This window comes from Limosilactobacillus mucosae, from assembly GCF_046939755.1.
Taxonomy (GTDB): domain Bacteria; phylum Bacillota; class Bacilli; order Lactobacillales; family Lactobacillaceae; genus Limosilactobacillus; species Limosilactobacillus mucosae_A.
In genome coordinates, this window is the sequence record NZ_JBKZAY010000006.1 from 46,925 (window position 1) to 66,062 (window position 19,138).

General features: G+C 48.0%; 17 protein-coding genes. 11 read left to right on the top strand and 6 right to left on the bottom strand.

Going from position 1 to position 19,138, the window contains the following annotated elements; translation table 11 throughout:
* Positions 1-22: 22 nt before the first annotated feature.
* Genes ACLUWI_RS03550 through ACLUWI_RS03560 form a run of 3 tightly spaced genes read left to right on the top strand, consistent with a single transcriptional unit; the run spans position 23 to position 2,353 of the window.
* Positions 23-1,207: an AbiH family protein gene (locus tag ACLUWI_RS03550; RefSeq protein ID WP_412146166.1), complete on the top strand. Its 1,185-nt coding sequence runs from the start codon at positions 23-25 to the stop codon at positions 1,205-1,207.
* A 14-nt stretch (positions 1,208-1,221) separates the two neighbouring features.
* Positions 1,222-1,644, top strand: coding sequence for a Rib/alpha-like domain-containing protein (locus ACLUWI_RS03555; protein ID WP_412146167.1), 423 nt, complete (start codon positions 1,222-1,224; stop codon positions 1,642-1,644).
* 19 nt (positions 1,645-1,663) lie between these two features.
* The gene (locus tag ACLUWI_RS03560) at positions 1,664-2,353 is read left to right on the top strand and encodes a hypothetical protein (RefSeq protein ID WP_412146168.1); all 690 of its coding nucleotides are present in this window, start codon (positions 1,664-1,666) and stop codon (positions 2,351-2,353) included.
* A 34-nt stretch (positions 2,354-2,387) separates the two neighbouring features.
* Here the strand turns inward: ACLUWI_RS03560 and ACLUWI_RS03565 are convergent, their stop codons facing one another.
* The 3 genes from ACLUWI_RS03565 to ACLUWI_RS03575 form a co-directional block, all read right to left on the bottom strand.
* Positions 2,388-4,148: an ABC1 kinase family protein gene (locus tag ACLUWI_RS03565; protein ID WP_412146205.1), complete on the bottom strand. Its 1,761-nt coding sequence runs from the start codon at positions 4,146-4,148 to the stop codon at positions 2,388-2,390.
* A 77-nt stretch (positions 4,149-4,225) separates the two neighbouring features.
* Positions 4,226-4,759 carry a GNAT family N-acetyltransferase gene (locus tag ACLUWI_RS03570; RefSeq protein WP_347981806.1) on the bottom strand — a complete coding sequence of 178 codons (534 nt, stop codon included), beginning with the start codon at positions 4,757-4,759 and terminating at the stop codon, positions 4,226-4,228.
* Between the two features lie 72 nt (positions 4,760-4,831).
* A complete protein-coding gene (locus ACLUWI_RS03575) occupies positions 4,832-5,221 on the bottom strand; it encodes a VOC family protein (protein ID WP_412146169.1) in 390 nt (129 codons plus the stop codon).
* Between the two features lie 117 nt (positions 5,222-5,338).
* Between ACLUWI_RS03575 and ACLUWI_RS03580 the strand changes: the two genes are divergently transcribed.
* The 4 genes from ACLUWI_RS03580 (at position 5,339) to ACLUWI_RS03595 (ending at position 9,581) form a co-directional block, all read left to right on the top strand.
* Entirely contained in the window at positions 5,339-5,716 is a 378-nt protein-coding gene (locus tag ACLUWI_RS03580) for a fluoride efflux transporter FluC (RefSeq protein ID WP_412146170.1), read from the top strand.
* The gene (locus ACLUWI_RS03585) at positions 5,709-6,056 is read left to right on the top strand and encodes a fluoride efflux transporter FluC (RefSeq protein WP_412146171.1); all 348 of its coding nucleotides are present in this window, start codon (positions 5,709-5,711) and stop codon (positions 6,054-6,056) included. Before ACLUWI_RS03580 ends, ACLUWI_RS03585 begins: the two co-directional genes overlap by 8 nt.
* 167 nt (positions 6,057-6,223) lie before the next feature.
* Complete coding sequence (gene yjeM / locus ACLUWI_RS03590; protein WP_412146172.1) at positions 6,224-7,732, top strand: glutamate/gamma-aminobutyrate family transporter YjeM; 1,509 nt, start codon at positions 6,224-6,226, stop codon at positions 7,730-7,732.
* A gap of 103 nt (positions 7,733-7,835) precedes the next feature.
* Positions 7,836-9,581 carry a glycerophosphodiester phosphodiesterase family protein gene (locus ACLUWI_RS03595; protein WP_412146173.1) on the top strand — a complete coding sequence of 582 codons (1,746 nt, stop codon included), beginning with the start codon at positions 7,836-7,838 and terminating at the stop codon, positions 9,579-9,581.
* A 77-nt stretch (positions 9,582-9,658) separates the two neighbouring features.
* Here the strand turns inward: ACLUWI_RS03595 and ACLUWI_RS03600 are convergent, their stop codons facing one another.
* The 3 genes from ACLUWI_RS03600 to ACLUWI_RS03610 all read right to left on the bottom strand — a co-directional run bounded on the left by ACLUWI_RS03600 (position 9,659) and on the right by ACLUWI_RS03610 (position 12,873).
* Positions 9,659-10,855 (bottom strand): MFS transporter, encoded by a 1,197-nt coding sequence (locus ACLUWI_RS03600; RefSeq protein WP_412146174.1) that lies wholly within the window; start codon positions 10,853-10,855, stop codon positions 9,659-9,661.
* A gap of 70 nt (positions 10,856-10,925) precedes the next feature.
* The gene (locus ACLUWI_RS03605; protein ID WP_412146175.1) at positions 10,926-11,630 is read right to left on the bottom strand and encodes a TVP38/TMEM64 family protein; all 705 of its coding nucleotides are present in this window, start codon (positions 11,628-11,630) and stop codon (positions 10,926-10,928) included.
* Between the two features lie 22 nt (positions 11,631-11,652).
* Positions 11,653-12,873, bottom strand: coding sequence for a DUF2075 domain-containing protein (locus ACLUWI_RS03610; protein WP_412146176.1), 1,221 nt, complete (start codon positions 12,871-12,873; stop codon positions 11,653-11,655).
* 419 nt (positions 12,874-13,292) lie between these two features.
* On the opposite strand from ACLUWI_RS03610, the gene ACLUWI_RS03615 reads away from it, so the two are divergent.
* The 4 genes from ACLUWI_RS03615 to ACLUWI_RS03630 all read left to right on the top strand — a co-directional run bounded on the left by ACLUWI_RS03615 (position 13,293) and on the right by ACLUWI_RS03630 (position 19,123).
* Positions 13,293-15,074: a 1-deoxy-D-xylulose-5-phosphate synthase gene (locus ACLUWI_RS03615; protein WP_412146177.1), complete on the top strand. Its 1,782-nt coding sequence runs from the start codon at positions 13,293-13,295 to the stop codon at positions 15,072-15,074.
* Positions 15,075-15,321: 247 nt separating this feature from the next.
* Entirely contained in the window at positions 15,322-16,152 is an 831-nt protein-coding gene (gene proB, locus ACLUWI_RS03620) for a glutamate 5-kinase (protein ID WP_412146178.1), read from the top strand.
* Positions 16,153-17,394 carry a glutamate-5-semialdehyde dehydrogenase gene (locus tag ACLUWI_RS03625; RefSeq protein ID WP_412146179.1) on the top strand — a complete coding sequence of 414 codons (1,242 nt, stop codon included), beginning with the start codon at positions 16,153-16,155 and terminating at the stop codon, positions 17,392-17,394.
* A 295-nt stretch (positions 17,395-17,689) separates the two neighbouring features.
* Positions 17,690-19,123 (top strand): amino acid permease, encoded by a 1,434-nt coding sequence (locus ACLUWI_RS03630; protein ID WP_412146180.1) that lies wholly within the window; start codon positions 17,690-17,692, stop codon positions 19,121-19,123.
* Positions 19,124-19,138: the final 15 nt, after the last annotated feature.

The window sequence follows — 19,138 nt, forward strand, 5'->3', positions numbered from 1 at the left end:
ACGTTGAAAGGAAGTGTCGCTGGTGATCGTGCCACCAGAACTGGATCATTCATTGCTCGTTGACCAACATCATGATCAAGACCAGCTGCTGGTAGTTCTTGGCAATGGCTTTGATCTTTTTCATGGTTTTAAGAGCCGGTATCAGGATTTTTGGCAGCACGCGGGAACGACGCCGTTGGATGAGATCGTTCATTTTAATCGCCGCGCCCGCAGCCAGCAGGTCCGCTGGTCAGATGTCGAGGCCCAGATTCGCGTGGCGGCTGAAAATGCCTATCAGCTAAGTGCCACGCGCAAGATGCCTGGTGCAGGCGTGATGGTTCAGCAGCGCAGCACACGGGCGATTCGGCGCTTTGAGCATGAATTTTCCCGTTATCTGCGGACAGAGCGGGAACGCGTCTTAGTCAGTGATCCCACGCGTTCACAAACGGCGCGGGAATTTTTAAGCCAGGCTGGCGCGGTTTTAAACTTTAACTATACCGATACGGCACAGCAGCTGTATGACGTCTGGCCAGAGAATATCTACTATCTGCATGGGTCGCTTTTGGAAGGTCAGACCATTCTTGGGGTTGACAATGATGACGTATTAGCACGCGAACCTTATGAATATGCCAGTACAACCAAGGGATATCGGCGCGACATTCTTGATTTTAAGCGCTGGTCCTGGCAGCGAAATGGTTGGCAGCCGCTTGCTGAAAAAACACTGGCTGCCTTTAGAAACTATGATGCCTATTATTATGGCTGGCGGCGCTTGTATCCGGTCTTTGGCGATCAAGAGATTATCTCGCTACTTTATACGCTTGACAGCGACATGCCCGTTACCAGCCGCTATTTTGCAACCCGTTTTTTTGAGCAGTGGCAGACGCGGCGCCAGTGGCTGATTGATGCGATTGCCAGCCGTTGTGCTAAAAAACGCATTGATCCTCAGGTGCTGGCCTATACCGCGGCAAATGCATTTCGACCGTTTAAGATTAAACTGCCAAATGACGTCTATCCAGAAGACATTGCCACGATTGCCATTATGGGGCATTCTTTGCGGGCTGATCATGGAATCTTAAGCGATTTGTTCAAGACGGCTCGTCAGCTCAAAAAGGTAATTCTGTTCGTCTTTCAAGGCGAGCCGCCCGAAGAACTGGCCATGCAGAAGCGAATGCTGACCTGGCTTTTAGGTGAAGGCAGTCGAGTAAAGATTTTAACGGTTGAATACTGAAAAGGGGAATTTTTATGACCAAAATTGCGATGGCTGGCCAATATGCGGTCGAAACGCGCAAGATCGTGTATATGCCAGGAGATTCGCTGGCTCCCAGAGAAGGAATCGCCAATTTAAGCGAGCTGCCAGCAGAAACTAGATTTAGCTGGCAAAAAGAGCCGGTTCTAGAAACACCAGGACTGACGCAGGTGACGATTATGATTGAATATCCAGATGCCTCACAGGCTGCTGTCAAAGTGCCGATCGAGGTGCTGCCGCGACCGGTAAAGAAAAAAGGATCCAGTCAAAACGTATCGATTCAATTTGATCATCAAAACAAGCGCACGCCGGGAACCATTCTGTCAGGCAATCAGCGTGGCACGATGGGCGATGCATTTGCAGGAATCGGACTCTTGATCAAGGCGTTTAAGAAAGGTCTGTCCAAGCATCGGCAATAAAACGACTGGAGGAAACAGCGTGGAAAACAGCAAAACCAGCCTAAGCGAACTGATTCGCCTGGAACGGCCCAATTGGCAACACCAGCCTAAAAGTGCTTCATCAGCTGCCAATGCGGTCACGACGCTCAAACAGGTTCACGAAATCGTTAATGGTCCAGCCAGGCTGCTCAGTCTGGATCTGGAGTTTTATTGCGATGGCCAGCCTCAGATGCCGGGAACCACGCGGCTGGGCCAGATTGCCGGCCGTGTCTATGGTCAGAATGATGCATTCAATTATTACGTGTTCAGCAGCAAAATGACGCCCAAAGATCAGCTGAGTCTGTTGAGACGGCTTGATCTGCGCTATTCAGAAGCAGAACGGCTTACGGTAGCCAGCGTTTTGAAAAAAGTGTTAAAGTTTATCGATCGTGTGCAGCCCGACTACCTGGTCAGCTGGGACAATCGCTTGGATCTTAGCGTGCTCAATCAAGAGGCCAATCGTCTGCAGCTGGCAGAAACCAGTCGTTCTTGGACCAGAATTCAGCCGCTGGATCTAGAGAAGATCATCAGCAGCGACGTGTTTGAGAAAAGCTCGGGAATCAGTCTGGCCAGAATGTGCGATCTCTTGCAGCTGCAGCATCCTAAACCCCATTTAGCCGATCATGACGTCTTGATGATTGATAAGATTCTCCAGTTTTATGCGCTGGATTTAAATAAAATGCTACATTAAAAAATTCCCGTTCGATTTGAGCGGGAATTTTTCGTTAGAAGCGTTTTTTATGATGTTTCTTAAGATAGCGGTACAGCTCGCCTAAAAAAAGGCCAATGATGATAATGATGGCAATCGTGTAGCCGGCCGTCCCCAGCTTGAAGATGGCGGGATGACCAGCGCTGCCTTCAACCAGAATTGAAGAGCCCAAGATGATTGCCGCTAAGACGATCACAATCAAAAGCCGATTCAGCATGCGCTCCAGATTGCGTAAGACACGAGCCTGATCTTTGTACTGGAAGTTGATCTTAGCCTGACCAGTACTTAAAACTTCCAACAGATCATTGATGCGCGAAGGAATAGCTATCGAATCGAGGGCGGTTTGCCGGGCCTGCCAAATGCTGCTTTCTAGTGAGTCCTTCCAGTTGAAGTGCTTGAGCAGATATTTTTTGGCAAATGGCTTGGCAACCTCCATCAATGACATTTCAGGATCCAGCGCGGCTACGATGCCTTCAATTGAGCTGAATGCCTTGATCAAAAGCGTGACTTCAGGCTTGACCTGCAGATTGTTCTGTCGGCACAGCGAGATGATCTGAAACAGCATCGCAGGCAGATCGATACCGCCTAAGCCCGTATTGAGATAAGGTGCCAAAAAACCGGTCAGCTGACTATAGAATTCCTGCTCATCAACCTCGCCAGTCCGATTACAGATGCCGAGAATTGCCTGACCAACCTGGCGGGCGCTTTTGGTGTTAAGGGCGATTACAACCTGAGCAATGCCGTCCGTTAAACTAGGCGAAAGGCGCCCCATCATGCCAAAATCAAGGTAGACCAAGCGATAGGGCGGCAAGGGATGATCCTTTTGAATTTCGATTTCGTGACTGCCCAGCTGTTTTTGGTAATTGAGATCCTTTGCCATTGCATTGCGCTTGGGATCATTTTTAGGGAGATTATAAAACAGGATGTTGCCTGGGTGCGGATCGGCATGAAAAAAATGATCCTCGAAAACCTGCTTGATAAAATTTTCGACCAGAACATGCGCCAGATAATGATTGCGTTCTTTAAGCCTGGCCGTGCTGGTTTCATCAAGCGGCATTTTTTCGTTCATCAAATGCTTGATGCTTTTGCCTGGCATGGCTTCATTGACCAGAATCTTTTGCGTACAGTATTTGGGATAGACTTTAGGGACTTCGATAATGTCAAAATGATTGTTGAGCCGATAGAATTCCTGACCGTTTTGAACCTCAGTCGTCGTATCGATCTCGTGAAGCAAAGACGTACTCAGCTCGTCTAAAACTCGTTTAGGATCAATTACCGAAAAATCAATTGGAACGTGCTCGACCATGCCTAACGCACGTTTGAACAATGCCAGATCGGTCTGCACTAATTGAGTAACGGCAGGGTGCTGGACCTTGACGACGACTTTCGTACCATCAAAAAGTGTGGCATGATGTGTTTGTCCAATTGAAGCTGAGGCAAAAGGCGTCTGATCGAATGTCTGAAAAACATCTTCAATCCGCTTGCCGGTCTGTTCTTCAAAAGTTTGTTCAACGGTCGCATATGAGTCAACGTCGACCTGATCCTGCAGCTGACGCAGTTCCTTGATGTAGTCTGGTGAGACCAGATCGGGGCGAGTAGACAGCAGCTGACCGATCTTAATGAAGGTTGGCCCCAGCTCCTCTAAAGCCTGCCGGATCTCTTCTGGGTGTTTTTGCCGATAAAAGTTGGTTAGAAACGAATGCTGATTTAAGACTTTAATGATCTGCTTGAGACGAGTCTTTTGGCTGATCGTTGTATTTTCTTCATTCAGAAAAATCACGTCCTTATTTGATAAATCATTAGCTTCATTATAACAAAACAAGTACTCCCCGCGTTGGCGAAGAGTACTTGTTTTTAGTCGAGATTCAGTTCATAGACGTTGCGCAGATCGCGATCAGTTGGACCGGTGTAGACTTGTCCCCGCTTGACGAAGCCGAAGTTTTGCACCAGGTTGTGAACGCGGTCATTTTTATCGTGAGTAGCAATGCGGAAGTTGCGGACCCCAGCGTCATAAGCCAGCGTGATCATATGGCTCATAATGTAGTTGGCAAAATGCTTGCCGCGGTATTTGCCAGAGATTGCAACGCGGTGAATCGTGGCAAACGGATGACCAGGACGATTCCATTTGCCATTGACGATATGCATGTAATGAGCATCTCCTTGCGTCATCAAGGTTGCCGTTCCAACGATTTCGTTACCATACATTAAAAGCCAGCAGTAGCCGCCTTCAATATCCATTTGAAAGGTCAGGCGTGTCGGGTAGCCGTCTTCTCCCTGCCATTGTTCGCTCCCATCAGCCTTCAAAAGCGCACGGGCATTTTCAACGATTTCCATTACCGTATCCAGATCGTTTAAAGTTGCCTTGCGCATGTAAATAGCTTCACTCACTTTTTTCACCTCTTGAAATTTAAGATAAGCTTTAAAAGTTTAAGCCTATTTTAGAAATTTGCCAAGTAGAAATTATTTATTTTCGTAAACCGCGATCTCAATCAGGTTCTGATCAGGATCGTGCAGGTAGATCGACTGCATGAGACCTTCTGCGCCAAGCCGATCAACCGGTCCGGCAACGACATCGACATAATAGCTTTTTAAGTGGTGCAAAATGGCATCAATCGGGTCGTTGGCAACCAAGCAGAGATCCGCGCTGCCAACGGTTGGCTTGTGAGCTACCAGAGCATCGCGATCGGCTTTCTGCAGGCGAATCAGCTGATGCCCACAGCGCAGAGTGACGACGCCGGGCTTGGTCTGCTGATCGATTACCGGCATGTCAAAGACTTCATGATAGAAGCGGCGAGCCTGTTCAAGATCGCTGACGGTAATGACAACGTGATCGATACGGCGCATTTTCATAAGTTAAGACCTCATTTCAATTTATTGATCGTATTAATTATAGAACTCATGATCGGGCTTGAACAGTCTATGGTAACCTTAAAAAGACTGTTCAAATTCAAAAGGAAGTGATAAATCTTGACTAAAAATCTGCTCAGCGTGATGCTGTTTGCCTTTGTTGGCGGCTGTCTGCGCGCGTTTTGCGGTCAGCTCTGGGGCGGCTTTTGGGGCACGATCATGGTGAATCTGATCGGCAGTTTCCTATTGGCATTTCTAACCTACCATGCCGTCTTGCAAGAGCAGCTGCGTGGTTGGCTGAATCTGGGAATCTGTACCGGCTTAGTCGGTTCGTTTACGACGTTTGGCACGTTTTCGCTGCAGTCCGTTCAGCTGCTGCAATATTCTTTTTTGGCTGGGGCCGGTTTTTTGGCGATCAATCTGCTGGGCGGCGTTTTTATGGCTGCTGGCGGCTTTAAACTGGCACTAAGATTAAAACGGGAGCGAAATAATGACTGAAATACTCTTGATTGGTTGGGGAGCCAGCTTGGGAGCAGCCTTGCGCTGGCTTTTAACGCTGACTTGGCAAAAATGGGGCCGATCTGGCTGGCCAGTCGCAACTTTATTCATTAATCTGACCGGCTCTTTTTTGATGGGTTGGCTGGCAAACCTTACAATGACTGGCAGTTTGCGCCTTTTTTTGACGACGGGGCTCTTGGGTGGCTATACGACTTTTTCAACTTTTAGTACGGAGCTGCTGGCGATGCTTGATGAAGGTAAAGCCGCGCGCTGTTGGGGGTATATGCTGACCAGCGTGCTCGGCGGGCTGGGGGCAGCCTGGTTGGGAATACACGTATAAAATACATTTTATATTCGTTTTATTTAAGAGTGATTTGTTAATTTGAACAAAAACTGGGATCGATTTTATTCTTTTACCCCTAAATCCAAATAAAAGTAGTATAATTATGCATATAAGCTTAACTGGTTTAGGCAGCAATTATTCATTAAGTTAGGGGTTATTTTGCAATGGAGCAAGATAAAAAGAAAATCGGGCTGGCTAATCTGACCATGATGATTTTCACGTGCGTATTTGGTTTCGCCAATACGACCGTTGCTTATGATCAAATGGGCTATGCCTCGATTATTTGGTATATTCTGGCAGCTTTGTTCTTTTTCCTGCCGTCGTCTTTAATGTTTGCTGAATATGGCTCGGCTTTGAAGAGTGCCAAAGGGGGCATCTATTCATGGCTGAAGGTTTCAATTGGCGAAAAGCTGGCTTTTATCGGAACCTTTATCTGGCTGTGTTCATGGGTTGTCTGGATGGTCTCAACGGCTGCCAAGGTTTGGATTCCAATGTCGGCCTTTTTCTTTGGTTCAGACAAAACGCAGAGCTGGAATTTCTTTGGCTTGACCTCCACGCAGTTTGTCGGTATTTTGGCTATTTTGTGGATGATTTTCGTTACCTACATGGGCAGCCGCGGGGTCGACAAGATTGCCAAGGTTGGGGCCGTGGGCGGAACGTTCGTCATGATCTTAAGCGGTGTATTTATCGTTGCCAGTCTAATTATCTGGATCTGCAATCACGGCGCGATGATGCAGCCGATTCATGGCCTGCACTCATTTGTCGCTTCGCCTAATCCGCAGTTCCAATCTGGGGTCGCGGTCGTTTCATTCATGGTCTATGCCGTCTTTGCCTATGGCGGGATGGAGTCAATGGGGGGCGTGATGGATTCGGTTGAAAAACCAGAAAAAACGTTCCCGAGAGCTTTGATGATCGGCATGATCGTAATTACGGTTCTGTATGCTTTAATGATCTTTATGTGGGGGATGTCAACCAACTGGGAGCGCGTTTTAGGCAAAGAAAACGTCAACCTTGGCAACATCTCTTATGCCTTGATGAACAACGTCGGACTGGTCTTGGGCAGTTCTTTGGGACTGTCGCATGCCACGGCGGTGCTGCTCGGCAATATCCTGACGCGGTTTACCGGTCTGGCAATGTGGCTGGCTTACATTGGCTCATTCTTCGTGATGGTCTATTCACCGATCAAGTCCTTTATCATGGGCTCTGATCCAAGACTTTGGCCAGCTAAGATGACTAAGCTCAACAAGCATGATATGCCGGCTTTTGCCATGTGGATGCAGGCAATCGTCATCTGTGTGATCATCTTTGCCGTCAGCTTTGGTGGTTCAGCCGCACAACAGTTCTATCTGATTCTGACCGATATGTCCAACGTCGCAACCTCGGCACCATACCTGTTCTTAGTCGGGGCCTTCCCATTCTTCAAGAAGATCAAGGACTTGGATCGGCCATTCGTATTCTTTAAGACGCAGCGGGCGGCCAACTGGGTCTCAGCAATCGTCTGGCTGGTCGTAGCGATCGGCATTATCTTTACCTGTCTGCAGCCAATCTTGGATCATGACTATCAGACGGCATTTTGGACGGTATTTGGACCGATCTTCTTTGGAATGGTTGCCTGGGCCTTTTATGCAAATGCGCAAAGACATGGTTTTAAAGCAGAAAAGCAACAAAAGTAAGCAGATTAAAAGGACTCCTCGCATCAGACGAGCGGGTCCTTTTACTTTGCGGGGGCCTGAGTTAAGATGGTAAGGAAGCATAATTGAGAGGATAAATTTGTTGATGGACAAAATCAAAGCCAACCTGATTGAATATACTCGTCACTGGCTGAGCTATGGCGGCTTTTTACTCATGCTCGTACTGATTGATCTGGCAATCACGGGGCCGTTTTTTAAACTGATCATGACTAAACTGCTGCAACAGGGGCAGGTACCGGTTGTCTCCAAGCTGACCGCCATGGAGCTTTTAACGGTGCATCCTCTGGTCCTGCTGGGTAGTCTCGGCTGTCTGGGTCTATGGCTGATCTGGCTAGGCATCGTTTGGGGGCTTGCTATTCGCGGAATTGTACTGCTTAGCCAATATCGCTTTTCCTGGCCAGCACTGTTGAGAAACATGTCCTTTTGGCTGCGTCCAGACTGGATAATCTTGGTTCTGATCGATTTTTTATGGCTGATGCCGCTGGGACAGGGATTATTCTGTGCTTTGCGCTGGGGACACTTGAATTATCCAGCCTTGATGCTTGATTTTTTGACGCGCAAAACATGGCTGCTGATCATAGCGGTACTGTTTTATCTGGCAGTGCTGACGATTGGCTTTTTAACCTTACCTGACTTGGTTGAAATGGCGGCTGACCAGATCACGCTTAAACAGGCGCGGGAAAAACTGAACGCCGGTTGGCAAGCGTTAGAGAATTCACTGAGCGCATTGGGCGGGGTTCTGATTTTAAGCCTGTTTGGCTGGGGACTTAATCATTTTTTACTGCTGAGCTTACGCGGACTGGAAAAATTTCCCGGGAAATGGGTATGGCAAATCGCGATTGTTTTTCGCTCGCTGATGCTTGGCGGCAGTTTTTGGCTGTTGGCTGGCGCGCTGGTGGTTATGGTGCTTGGCCAGCAATCGTCAAATAAACGGGTTAAAAACCGGGCAGCTAAGTACTTTCCCATCTGGTTGGGCAAGGGGATCTGGCTGACGACTGCGACGATGATCGTAGCGACCAGTGTCATCAGTCTGCCGGCTGTTTGGCATCAGCCCTTAGCCATTTCGCATCGAGGCGTTACGCAAAACGATGGCGTGCAGAATACGTTGCCGGCTGCGGAAAAAACGCGGCGGCTGCATCCTAATTATATCGAGATTGACGTCCATGAAACGGCCGATCAAAAATTCGTCGTAATGCATGATGAAAACCTGCGTCAGCTAACCGGTGTCAACCGCGAGCCGCGTCAATTAACCCTTAGGCAGCTGCAAAGACTGATAGCTGATGAAAACGGGCACCGCGCGCATCTGGTCAGTTTTGATCAGTACTTGCGGTTTGCCCAAAAACATCGGCAAAAGCTTTTGGTTGAGATCAAAACGACCCCCGCTGATTCGCCACGGATGCTGCAGCATTTCAATCAGCGATATGGCAAGCGGCTGCAGCAGAACCATGCCTGGCTGCACTCAATGGATCTACGCGCGGTCCAAGAGCTGCATCGATTGAATCCTAAGCTTGAAGTCATGGCGATTCAGCCCTACGTATTAGGGTGGCCATCACGGAATGCCGGCTGGAATGTTGAGTATTCGATGCTTAATCCATTGTTGATTGCCCAGCTGCATTTCAATCATCAGCCAATCTGCGTCTGGACGGTTGATGATCCTGATACCATGCGTCAGGCGGCCTTAATGGGAGTCAATGGCATCGTTACGGATAATCTGAAGGCTCTGGACATAGCGCTAAAAGATACTGAGCACCATCACGACTACGCGACACGGCTGGCAGCTCAGCTTAATATTGCGTATAACTGGCATGACCTGATCGATGGTCGTCGCTAGAAAAGTTGCCGATTGGGATTTTTAAAGTAAAAAAAATGGCCTTGGTTTTACTGCCAGGACCATTTTTTGATGTTGTTTTAGCCAAACTGATGGCGAGCAATCATTCTGCTTAAAGCAAAACTGATCAGAAAGGCAACCGCCAAAAACATTACCACGACCAGATAAGGGTATTGGTAGTTAATATCCAGTAACGCACCGGAGATCAAAGGGCCGATGATGTTGCCGACGCTGGTCAGCGACATGTTGATGCCGTTTAAAAGACCTTGATTCTGCTGGCTCATCTTGGTTAAAAGCGTGGTGATTGCCGGTCGCAGTAAGTCGAACGCCTCAAAGACGACCAGGGTGGCGACGATGATCTGCCAATGGGAGTGATCGTAAATGACGACGACCGTTCCGATAGCGCTGAGCAAAAATGCCCAGCGGACCAGCTTGACCTCGCCTAGCCAAACTACCATGCGTTCAAAGAAAAAGACTTGCAGAATCAAAGAGATGATCCCGTTTAGCGTGAGAACGGTGGCAATCGCGCCCAAACCGAATTGGTGAACCTCATTGACGTAAAGGCTGTAGATGCTTTCAAAACCGGCCAACCCAAACGCCGCGACAAAAATCATCAGAAACGCGGTCGTCATTGCCGGACTGAGCAGTGACTTAACCTGTGTCCAAGTGCTGTCCTGCAGCTCTTTTTGAACGTCTTCGGTATGGGACTTGAATTCTTCATTTTGATCGCTTGGCAGCAAAAGCCAGGCCACCAGAGTACTGATCAGTCCGAGGATACCGGCAATCCAAAATGGCACCTTATAGCCAAAGTTGGCTAAGATACCGCCAAGGCCGGGCCCAAGAATCAGTCCGCCGCTAAAAGAAGCCGACAGCCAGCCGATTACCTTAGCCCGATCTTTCAGTGAGGTCAGATCGGCAGCCAGCGCCATTGAAGTCGGCACGACCATGGCTGCCGACAGTCCGTCAAAGGCCCGTGAAAGATTGAACCAGAAAAGGTGACCAGCCATGGCAAAAACAAACTCGGCCAGGCCGAAAATCAATAGTCCCCAGACAATCAGCGGCTTACGACCGATTTTATCAGAGATGCGCCCGACGATGGGGGAGCCGATGAATTGGACCAAGGCAAATAACGAAGACATCAATCCCATTTCAAAGGCCGAAAAGTTATACTCTTTTTTGATAAATGGCATGACGGGGAAGATCAGACTCATGCCAAGACAGATTAGAAACTGACAGACCAACAAAATCCAGATGGTCCGTTTTGATTGCGAACTCATAAAAAACTCCTTAATTCAAGATAATTTGGCAAAAATAAAGCGGGAATGGACGCTGGGTCGCATTTCCGTTTTATTCGCTCAGCTGTTTTTCTTTAATTCGGCGGTTGGCGTGTTTATGATGCTGATGGGCAATGATTGAAACAAGCGCCAAAATAATAACCAAGACAGCGAAAATCACCAGCTGAGCAAGGTTTTCGCTAAAGATCGCGTTGCCGCCAAACGCGTAGATAAATGAGCACGGCAGCATTCCCAGGGCGATCAAGGGCAGCATCTGCGTCAGTGAGACATTGAGCCGAATCCCTGAGTAGTTGACTAGTGCATTGGGAATAGCTGGAATCATGTAGCCAATAATCAAGCCAAGGCGGGGATGAGGCTGATCAAGCAGTTTTTGCAGCAGCTGATGCTTCTTGATTTGTGACAGGTTCACGCGGCTAAACAGCAAGACAACTGCCAGATTCCCCAGAATGTTGCCGCTCCAGCTGATCAAAAGGCCGATCCATGGTCCATAGCAGACGCCGGCCAGTATGCAGACCGCGGCAATCGACATGCCTGGGATCGCGTTGAACAGCGCGATTACCATCATTAAAAGTAGAAAGTCCTTGGCCCCGTGATCACGAATCATCTCAGTAAGCATGACGCGGTGTTCGTGGGTCGGATGCATCAGCAGCTTGATTTCTGGCCAGTAGTCAAACCCAACCTTGAGCAAGACGATTATGGCAAAGATTCCGGCCAGAATCGTCAGCCAGCGACTGTTAAGATGTAGTTTTTGCGGCATCGGGGCATCTTCTTTCTATAGGTTAGGCGTTCAGTACTTGACCCAGCTCAAAAAGCGTTTGGCGCAGCAGCGGATCATGGGCATACAGATAGGTACCTTTAACGCCGCGCTTTAAGATTACGTTTAAAGCATTTAGGATCATTCGTTTCTCATAATGAATGATCTGGTCGGGATCAGTCAAGTCGGCACGCTTTTTAAAGGCTTCGGTATCGGTAAAGCGATCCAGATTGACCTGCAGCTGATTGGTACCAGGCTTTTGGCTGATTACTGGCCCAATGATGATGCCGGCATAATTAAGATCAAAGCCTTGGCAGGTATAGATTGAACCGACCTCGTCAATGGTTTGCGGCAGCTCAGCCCAGGGCGTGGCGGTAAAGTTGTACTGGTCCCAGGGCATTTTAAAGCTGCCTTCACGGATATAATGCTTACCGCCATCCAAAGTTGAGGGATAGCCAGACGTCGAAAGAATTCGGGACAGACCGACTTCCTGGTTGCGCTTGACGATCAGCTGCCGCATCTTTTCTGCATCTTTAAAAATACGAAAATCATAGTGATCGCAAGCATTTTTAGGCAGGGGCTCAATCAAGCCGTTGGTCAGCTGGTTGAACCAATCAATCAGATCATCAGAAGCCGTCATGCGAAACTGGTGCCTGAGCTGATAGCTTTGGTGTGGATAAGGCGCGATCAGATCGTTTAAGCGGTCTAAAGTCCAAAAGCTCTTCATACGCAGAACCTGATACTGATCAAATACCAAAATAACGACCTTGGCGCGCTTGATAATCTCAAGCAGCTGATTTTCGTGGTAGAAATTATTATAGTGATCAGGTTTGCTTAACAATAGATGCGCCTCGTCAATGACTACGATATCGGCATTGGCGTTGTTTTTGTCCAGCTGATTGATAAACGAGGTTGGCCGCTGATAGTCTTTTTTTAACAAGGTTTTGATCGGTCCGGCAATCTGCTTGTAGACTTTGAGAACTTCTGGGTGGTTGACCAAAAAATAGTTGTGCGTACCGTAAAAAGGACTGTTTGACTGAACCCGGGCCGCCTGCTGCAGACGAGCAAACAGGTGCGACAAGACAACGCTCTTACCGGTGCCGGCATCACCCAGGATCGTGTAGACCGCGGGAAAGTTCTGCGTTAAGTGCTGCTTGGCAAACAAAATCACCTCATCGACCAGCTGAGCCTGTTCATTGGTCAGGGCTTTAAATGGTGACAGCTTTTCGATGGCTTGGTTTGACAATCCTGCTTCTCCTTTCTAAAATAATGGCTTACTTAATGTTACGAATCTTTTTGGCAGCCGTCAAATTAAAGGATTTATGATGCAATTAGAAAAGCATAAAAGTATACTCGAAAGAAAAACGAGCAGAATCAGATCTACTTAGTGGAGCCAACTTTAACTAGTATTAAAGCAGATAGTAAAGAAAATTCTGCTTATTATTCAGAATCGATCGATAAATATTATCAAATCGTATTAAGATCGGGGATATTTTATTTCAAAACTAGATAAAAATTCCAGATTTGCGATTAGTATTCAATCAATACGATTTTTACCTGATTTTCGATCTAAACTTCAGTATTATCAACCGTTTTCTTTATTTCATGAAGTGTTGTAAAATAGATAACTGAGAAGATCGTTTGTAAATTTGAGAGGTGGAAGAAATGAATCAACATCCGGATTTCCTGATAAACGAAGTCAACGAGCCCCAAGACATCAAATCGATGAACCTGGATCAGCTCAAGGAATTGGCTCAAGAAATGCGGCAGCTGGTGCTTGAACGTGACAGTGCAGTCGGCGGGCATGTCGGTCCCAACCTGGGCGTGATGGAGCTGACGATTGCGTTTCATTATGTGTTTGACTCACCGCACGATAAAGTGATCTGGGATGTCTCACATCAAAGCTATGCACATAAAATGCTGACGGGTCGCAAACTGGGATTTTTGGATCCTGATCATTATGAAGATGTCAGCGGCTACACTGATCCAAGTGAGAGTCCTCATGATTTCTTTAAGGTGGGGCATACTTCCACGTCAATCGCCTTGGCAGTTGGCATGGCGCAGGCTCGAGACCTGGTAAATCCTGACAGTCATGAAAACGTGATGGCCGTTATTGGTGATGGCTCGCTTTCCGGTGGCTTGGCATTTGAAGGCTTGAACAACGCGGCCAAGCTCAAGAGCAATTTGATCATTTTGGTCAATGACAATCAGATGTCGATTGATGAGGATCAAGGCGGCTTGTACCGCGGCTTAAAGGAATTACGCGACACGCAGGGACAATCGGCCAACAACATCTTTAAGTTCATGGGGCTGGATTATCGCTATGTGGCAGACGGCAACGATCTAAAGACGATGATTGATGTCTTTAAAGATATTAAAAACATCGACCATCCAATCGTTTTGCACGTTAATACGCAAAAGGGCAAGGGCTATCAGCCAGCTATCGACAATCAAAGAGAATACCATTGGCGGGCACCGTTTGATCTGCAGACTGGCGAAAGCAAGCAGACGGCGCCAAAAGAAAGCTACAGCGCGGCCGTGATTGATGAGCTTAACGCCCAGGTTGAAGCTGGTAAGCCTGTTGTTGCCATTAATGCCGCGATTCCTGGGATGTTTGATCTCGGACGCTTTAAAGCCGCCCATGCTGATCGTTATTTTGATGTTGGCATTGCTGAACAAGATTCGGTAACGACAGCGGTGGCGATGGCAGCTGGCGGCGCGCGGCCGGTTCTTTTTGAGAGCAGTACCTTCCTGCAACGGGCCTATGATCAATTGGTGCATGACGTGGCCTTAAATGAATATCCAATTGTCATGATCGTTCGTGGGGGCACGATTTCTTCGGGATCGGCCACTCATCAAGGCACATTTGATATTTCCTACATCAGCAGTCTGCCAAACATTGAGTATCTGGCGCCAACCAATCTGGAAGAAATGATTTCGATGCTGCGCTGGGCCTTAAAGCAAAACGATACGCCAGTGGTGATTCGGCAGCCAGAACATGAACTGCTGCACGGCACGCCTTCTCAAGACAGCTATGCTTCCATCGACTACGATATCGCTCATCATGGCAGCGAGGTTGCTATCATGGCCGTGGGCGGTTTCTGGCAGCTGGGTGAAGAAGTATGTCGTCAGCTGAAGGAAAAGCTCAATATCGATGCCACTTTGATTAATCCTAAGTCCGTTACCAGCATTGACCAGCGTGACCTGCACTATCTGCAAGAGGATCATGATATCGTCGTTACGATTGAAGACGGTAATTTAAGCGGCGGCTTTGGCGAAACGATCGACCGCTACTATGGGCCAACCAACATGAAAGTCTTAAACTTTGGCGCGCCGCGTGAATTTGCCGATAATGTGCCGTTGGAAGTGCTCTACGAATGGTACCACTTAACGCCGGAACAAATTGTTGACGATATTGAACGCGTTGTCCACTCAGCAATTTACTAAGCCGTTTGCTTGACAATTGTTAAAAAGCATTTTATAGTTCAGATAATATCATCGCGAATCAATTAAGGATCGTTCAGAGAATCGCCGGTAGCTGCAAAGGCGGTCAAGTATCCGAAATCCTGTCGCGAGTTGGCTACATTGAAAATATTTTTTTAAAAGAGTAAAGCACGTCTTTAAACGAGAATGGTACCGCCGTCACTGGTGTCTCGATTAAAGGCGTGCTTTTTGTTTATTAAGAGGTGAAAATATGGGAGCAAAAATGATTCGACGCTTGGTCGTCAAAGTAGGGACCAGCAGTCTGGTAATGAAAAATGGGCGGATCAATCTGCCTTCAATTGATCGCCTGGCCTATTCGCTGTCTGCACTGAACAATGCCGGCTATCAGGTCGTCTTGGTATCTTCTGGAGCTATGGGAGCAGGGCTGGCCAGCCTGAATAAAACGCAGCGGCCGGCAGCCATTGCTGAGCAGCAGGCGTTGGCATCTTTAGGACAAGTCGAGCTGATGCGCATCTATTCTCAGCGTTTCTTGGACTATCAGACGCGAATCGCGCAGCTTTTGTTGACGCGCGACAATCTGGAGTACCCGCTTAATCGCACCAACGTCTTAAACACGATTGAGGCCTTGCTGCAGCAAAAGATCGTTCCCATCATTAATGAAAACGACCCCGTCAGCGTTGATGAGCTGGATCATCACACGACCTTCAGCGACAATGATGAGCTTTCGGCTTTAGTAGCCACGCGAATTGGGGCGGACCTGCTCATCGTCTTGTCGGACATTGACGGTCTGTTTGACAAGGATCCACATAAAAATACCGATGCCCAGCTGATTGAAAACGTTACGGAACTGACCCCGGCAATCAGACTAAGCGCGACCGGTTCGTCAACGCGCTTTGGCACAGGCGGAATGGTCACCAAGCTTAGAGCTGCTGAAACGATTTTAAACGCGGATCGGCAAATGGTTCTGTGCAACGGTCAGGATCCGCGGGTAATCTTAAAAGTAGTCAATGGTCAGCCAATTGGCACTCATTTTGGCCGTCATTCAATCAAGCCATTAACAATTGAAAAGGAGGAAATTTAAATGAACGAGACATTGATTAAAATGGGCCAGCGTGCTCAGGCGGCCGAACAGGAACTGATGCTGCTGGATACGGCGGCCAAAAACCAGGCGCTTTTGCAGATGGCCCAGGATCTGTTAGCCGCTAAAGAAGCAATCATCACGGCTAATCAGCTTGATATGGAGCAAGCGGTTGATATGCCCAAGAAGTTTACCGATCGGCTGCTGATCAATGAAAAGCGCATTGAAGACATGGCGGCCGGCTTAAGGACCGTCGCGCAGCTGCCTGATCCGGTTGCCAAGATCGACAAGGGCTGGTATACGGCTGATGGACTGCAGATTCTACAAAAACGCGTTCCATTGGGAGTCATTGGGATCATTTTTGAAGCACGGCCAAACGTTACCGTTGATGCCGCGGCTCTGACGTTTAAGAGCGGCAATGCCGTAATTTTGCGGGGTGGCAAGGAAGCACTGCATACCAATGCCGCTTTGGCTAATGTCCTGCGTCAATCGCTGTCAGACCAGGATCTGCCAAAAGACAGCGTACAGCTGATAACTGATACCAGTCATGAAACGGCTGGCGACTTGATGCATCTTAACGACTATCTGGACGTCTTGATTCCACGGGGCGGCCGCGGTTTGATTCAGCGCGTGGTTAAGACGGCAACGGTTCCGGTAATCGAAACCGGTGCTGGCAACTGCCATATCTATGTCGATAAGGACGCACAGCTGAAAATGGCGCAGGCAATCGTGGTCAATGCCAAGGTGCAGCGGCCATCCGTCTGCAACGCGGCCGAAAAGCTGTTGATTCACAAAGACGTTGCCGCTGCCTATCTGCCGGTTCTGGCCAAGAGTCTGCAGGCTCATGGTGTCGAGCTGCGCGGTGATGAGCGGGCACGGGCCATCGTTGAAATGCAGCCAGCCACAGAAGCCGATTGGGATACTGAATATAATGACTTGATCATGGCGGTGAAGGTCGTTGACTCGTTTGATGATGCCGTCAAGCACATCAATGCCCACAGTACCCACCATTCAGAAGCCATTATTACCGATAATCTGGCAAGCGGACAGGCCTTTTTGAACCGAATCAATTCAGCCTGCGTCTACATCAATGCCTCAACGCGGTTTACGGATGGCAGTCAATTTGGCTTTGGGGCTGAGATTGGGATCAGCACGCAAAAGCTGCATGCCAGAGGGCCAATGGGGCTGGAGCAGTTGACGACGATCAAGTATCAGATCATCGGTAACGGCCAGATTCGTCGCTAATTTCTTAAACATGGATAAATGAGTTGCATAAATTGTTTTCTAATGCTATTCTAATAGCGTACTAAGTTTTAAGGAGGAAGTTGAAATGCTAAATATGCAATGGGAAATGTGTCTAATTCAGCTAACCTCCACCTCAACCACAACAAACTAAAGTGGTTGAGTTCTTCAATCTGGATATCAATAATGCAGCCAACAGCTGATCGAATCCGCTCAACCACTTGCCATGTCTTAAGTGGGATTGAGATAGGTGGATTCGATCGGCTTTTTGTTTGGTTAAAAATAAAGGAGTTTTTTTATGGAAGAGCAGAACAACAATCATCTGCGCCGGTCAATGACGACTGGGCAGATGGAAATGATTGCTATCGGTGGGACGATCGGCAGTGGTTTGTTTATGGGGGCCACCTCAACCATTAAATGGGCCGGTCCATCTGTTCTGTTGGCCTATGCTGTAGTGGGTCTGGTTTTATATGCCATGATGCGTGCCTTGGGGGAAATGATCTATTTAAATCCAGGCACGGGATCATTTGCCGATTATGGTACCAAATACATCAATCCATTGTCGGGATATTTGGTTAAGTGGAGCAACGTCTTTCAGTTCATTATTGTCGGGATCTCAGACGTCATTGCGATGTCGCAGTATTTGAACTATTGGTGGCCTAATCTGCCAGACTGGCTTTCCGGTGTTATTCTGATCGCTATCCTGACGCTGGCCAATCTGGTTTCGGCAAAGGCCTATGGATCATTGGAATTTTGGTTTGCCATGGTTAAGGTTGTTACGATTATCTTAATGATCGTGGTTGGTTTGATGGTCATTGTCTTTGGCCTGGGCAACAACTGGCATCCAGTCGGTCTGTCCAATCTTTGGTCGCACGGCGGCTTTTTCCCGAACGGTTGGAAAGGCTTCTTCTTCTCTTTGGCAGTGATTGCTGGTTCTTATCAAGGAATCGAGCTGCTGGGGATCGCGGCAGGGGAAACGGCCTCACCGCAAAAAGCCATCGTTAAGTCGGTTAAATCCGTGATCTGGCGGATCTTGATTTTCTATATTGGCGCCATTTTCGTTATTGTCTCAATCTATCCTTGGAATCAGCTGAGCGCGGTTGGCTCGCCATTCGTTGAAACGTTTGAAAAAGTCGGGATTACGGGAGCTGCTGGTCTGATCAATTTTGTCGTGTTGACGGCAGCAATGTCAGGTGCCAACTCAGGAATCTATAGTGCCAGCCGGATGCTGTTTAAGCTGTCGGTTGATCATGAAGTTTCGCCATTCTTCTCTAAACTGTCCAAGCGGGTGGTGCCAAACGTCGCGATTTTAACGATTGCCGGCTGGATTTTGGTTGGTTTTATCCTTAACACCATTTTGACGCAGATGAGCAAAACGGCTTCCAATCTGTTCGTCATCGTCTACAGTGCCTCGGTTCTGCCTGGGATGGTACCTTGGTTCGTCATCCTGCTTTCTGAATTGCAGTTTAGAAAACAAAATGCCGATCTGATGAAGAACCACCCGTTTAAGATGCCACTGTATCCGTTCTACAACTATTTTGCCACGACAGCCCTGCTGATTATTCTGGCATTCATGTTTATCAATCCGGATACCCGGGTTTCAGTTTCGGTCGGGGTAGTCTTCTTGGTAATCATGTCGCTGATCTACTTTATTCGGGTCCGCAAGCATGAAGAACCCGAGGCCGGTCAAGAAGCTGATTTTGAAAATGAGCATCATTTAAATAAACGTTAATTAATATTAAATCAG

What these genes read in the sequence shown, in the direction of transcription:
- ACLUWI_RS03555 (WP_412146167.1), top strand. Translation starts at nt 1,222, where the DNA reads ATGACCAAAATTGCGATGGCTGGCCAATATGCGGTCGAAACGCGCAAG.
- ACLUWI_RS03575 (WP_412146169.1), bottom strand. Translation starts at nt 5,221, where the DNA reads ATGAAAATGCGCCGTATCGATCACGTTGTCATTACCGTCAGCGATCTT.
- ACLUWI_RS03585 (WP_412146171.1), top strand. Translation starts at nt 5,709, where the DNA reads ATGACTGAAATACTCTTGATTGGTTGGGGAGCCAGCTTGGGAGCAGCC.
- yjeM (WP_412146172.1), top strand. Translation starts at nt 6,224, where the DNA reads ATGGAGCAAGATAAAAAGAAAATCGGGCTGGCTAATCTGACCATGATG.
- ACLUWI_RS03595 (WP_412146173.1), top strand. Translation starts at nt 7,836, where the DNA reads ATGGACAAAATCAAAGCCAACCTGATTGAATATACTCGTCACTGGCTG.
- ACLUWI_RS03600 (WP_412146174.1), bottom strand. Translation starts at nt 10,855, where the DNA reads ATGAGTTCGCAATCAAAACGGACCATCTGGATTTTGTTGGTCTGTCAG.
- ACLUWI_RS03605 (WP_412146175.1), bottom strand. Translation starts at nt 11,630, where the DNA reads ATGCCGCAAAAACTACATCTTAACAGTCGCTGGCTGACGATTCTGGCC.
- ACLUWI_RS03615 (WP_412146177.1), top strand. Translation starts at nt 13,293, where the DNA reads ATGAATCAACATCCGGATTTCCTGATAAACGAAGTCAACGAGCCCCAA.
- proB (WP_412146178.1), top strand. Translation starts at nt 15,322, where the DNA reads ATGGGAGCAAAAATGATTCGACGCTTGGTCGTCAAAGTAGGGACCAGC.
- ACLUWI_RS03625 (WP_412146179.1), top strand. Translation starts at nt 16,153, where the DNA reads ATGAACGAGACATTGATTAAAATGGGCCAGCGTGCTCAGGCGGCCGAA.
- ACLUWI_RS03630 (WP_412146180.1), top strand. Translation starts at nt 17,690, where the DNA reads ATGGAAGAGCAGAACAACAATCATCTGCGCCGGTCAATGACGACTGGG.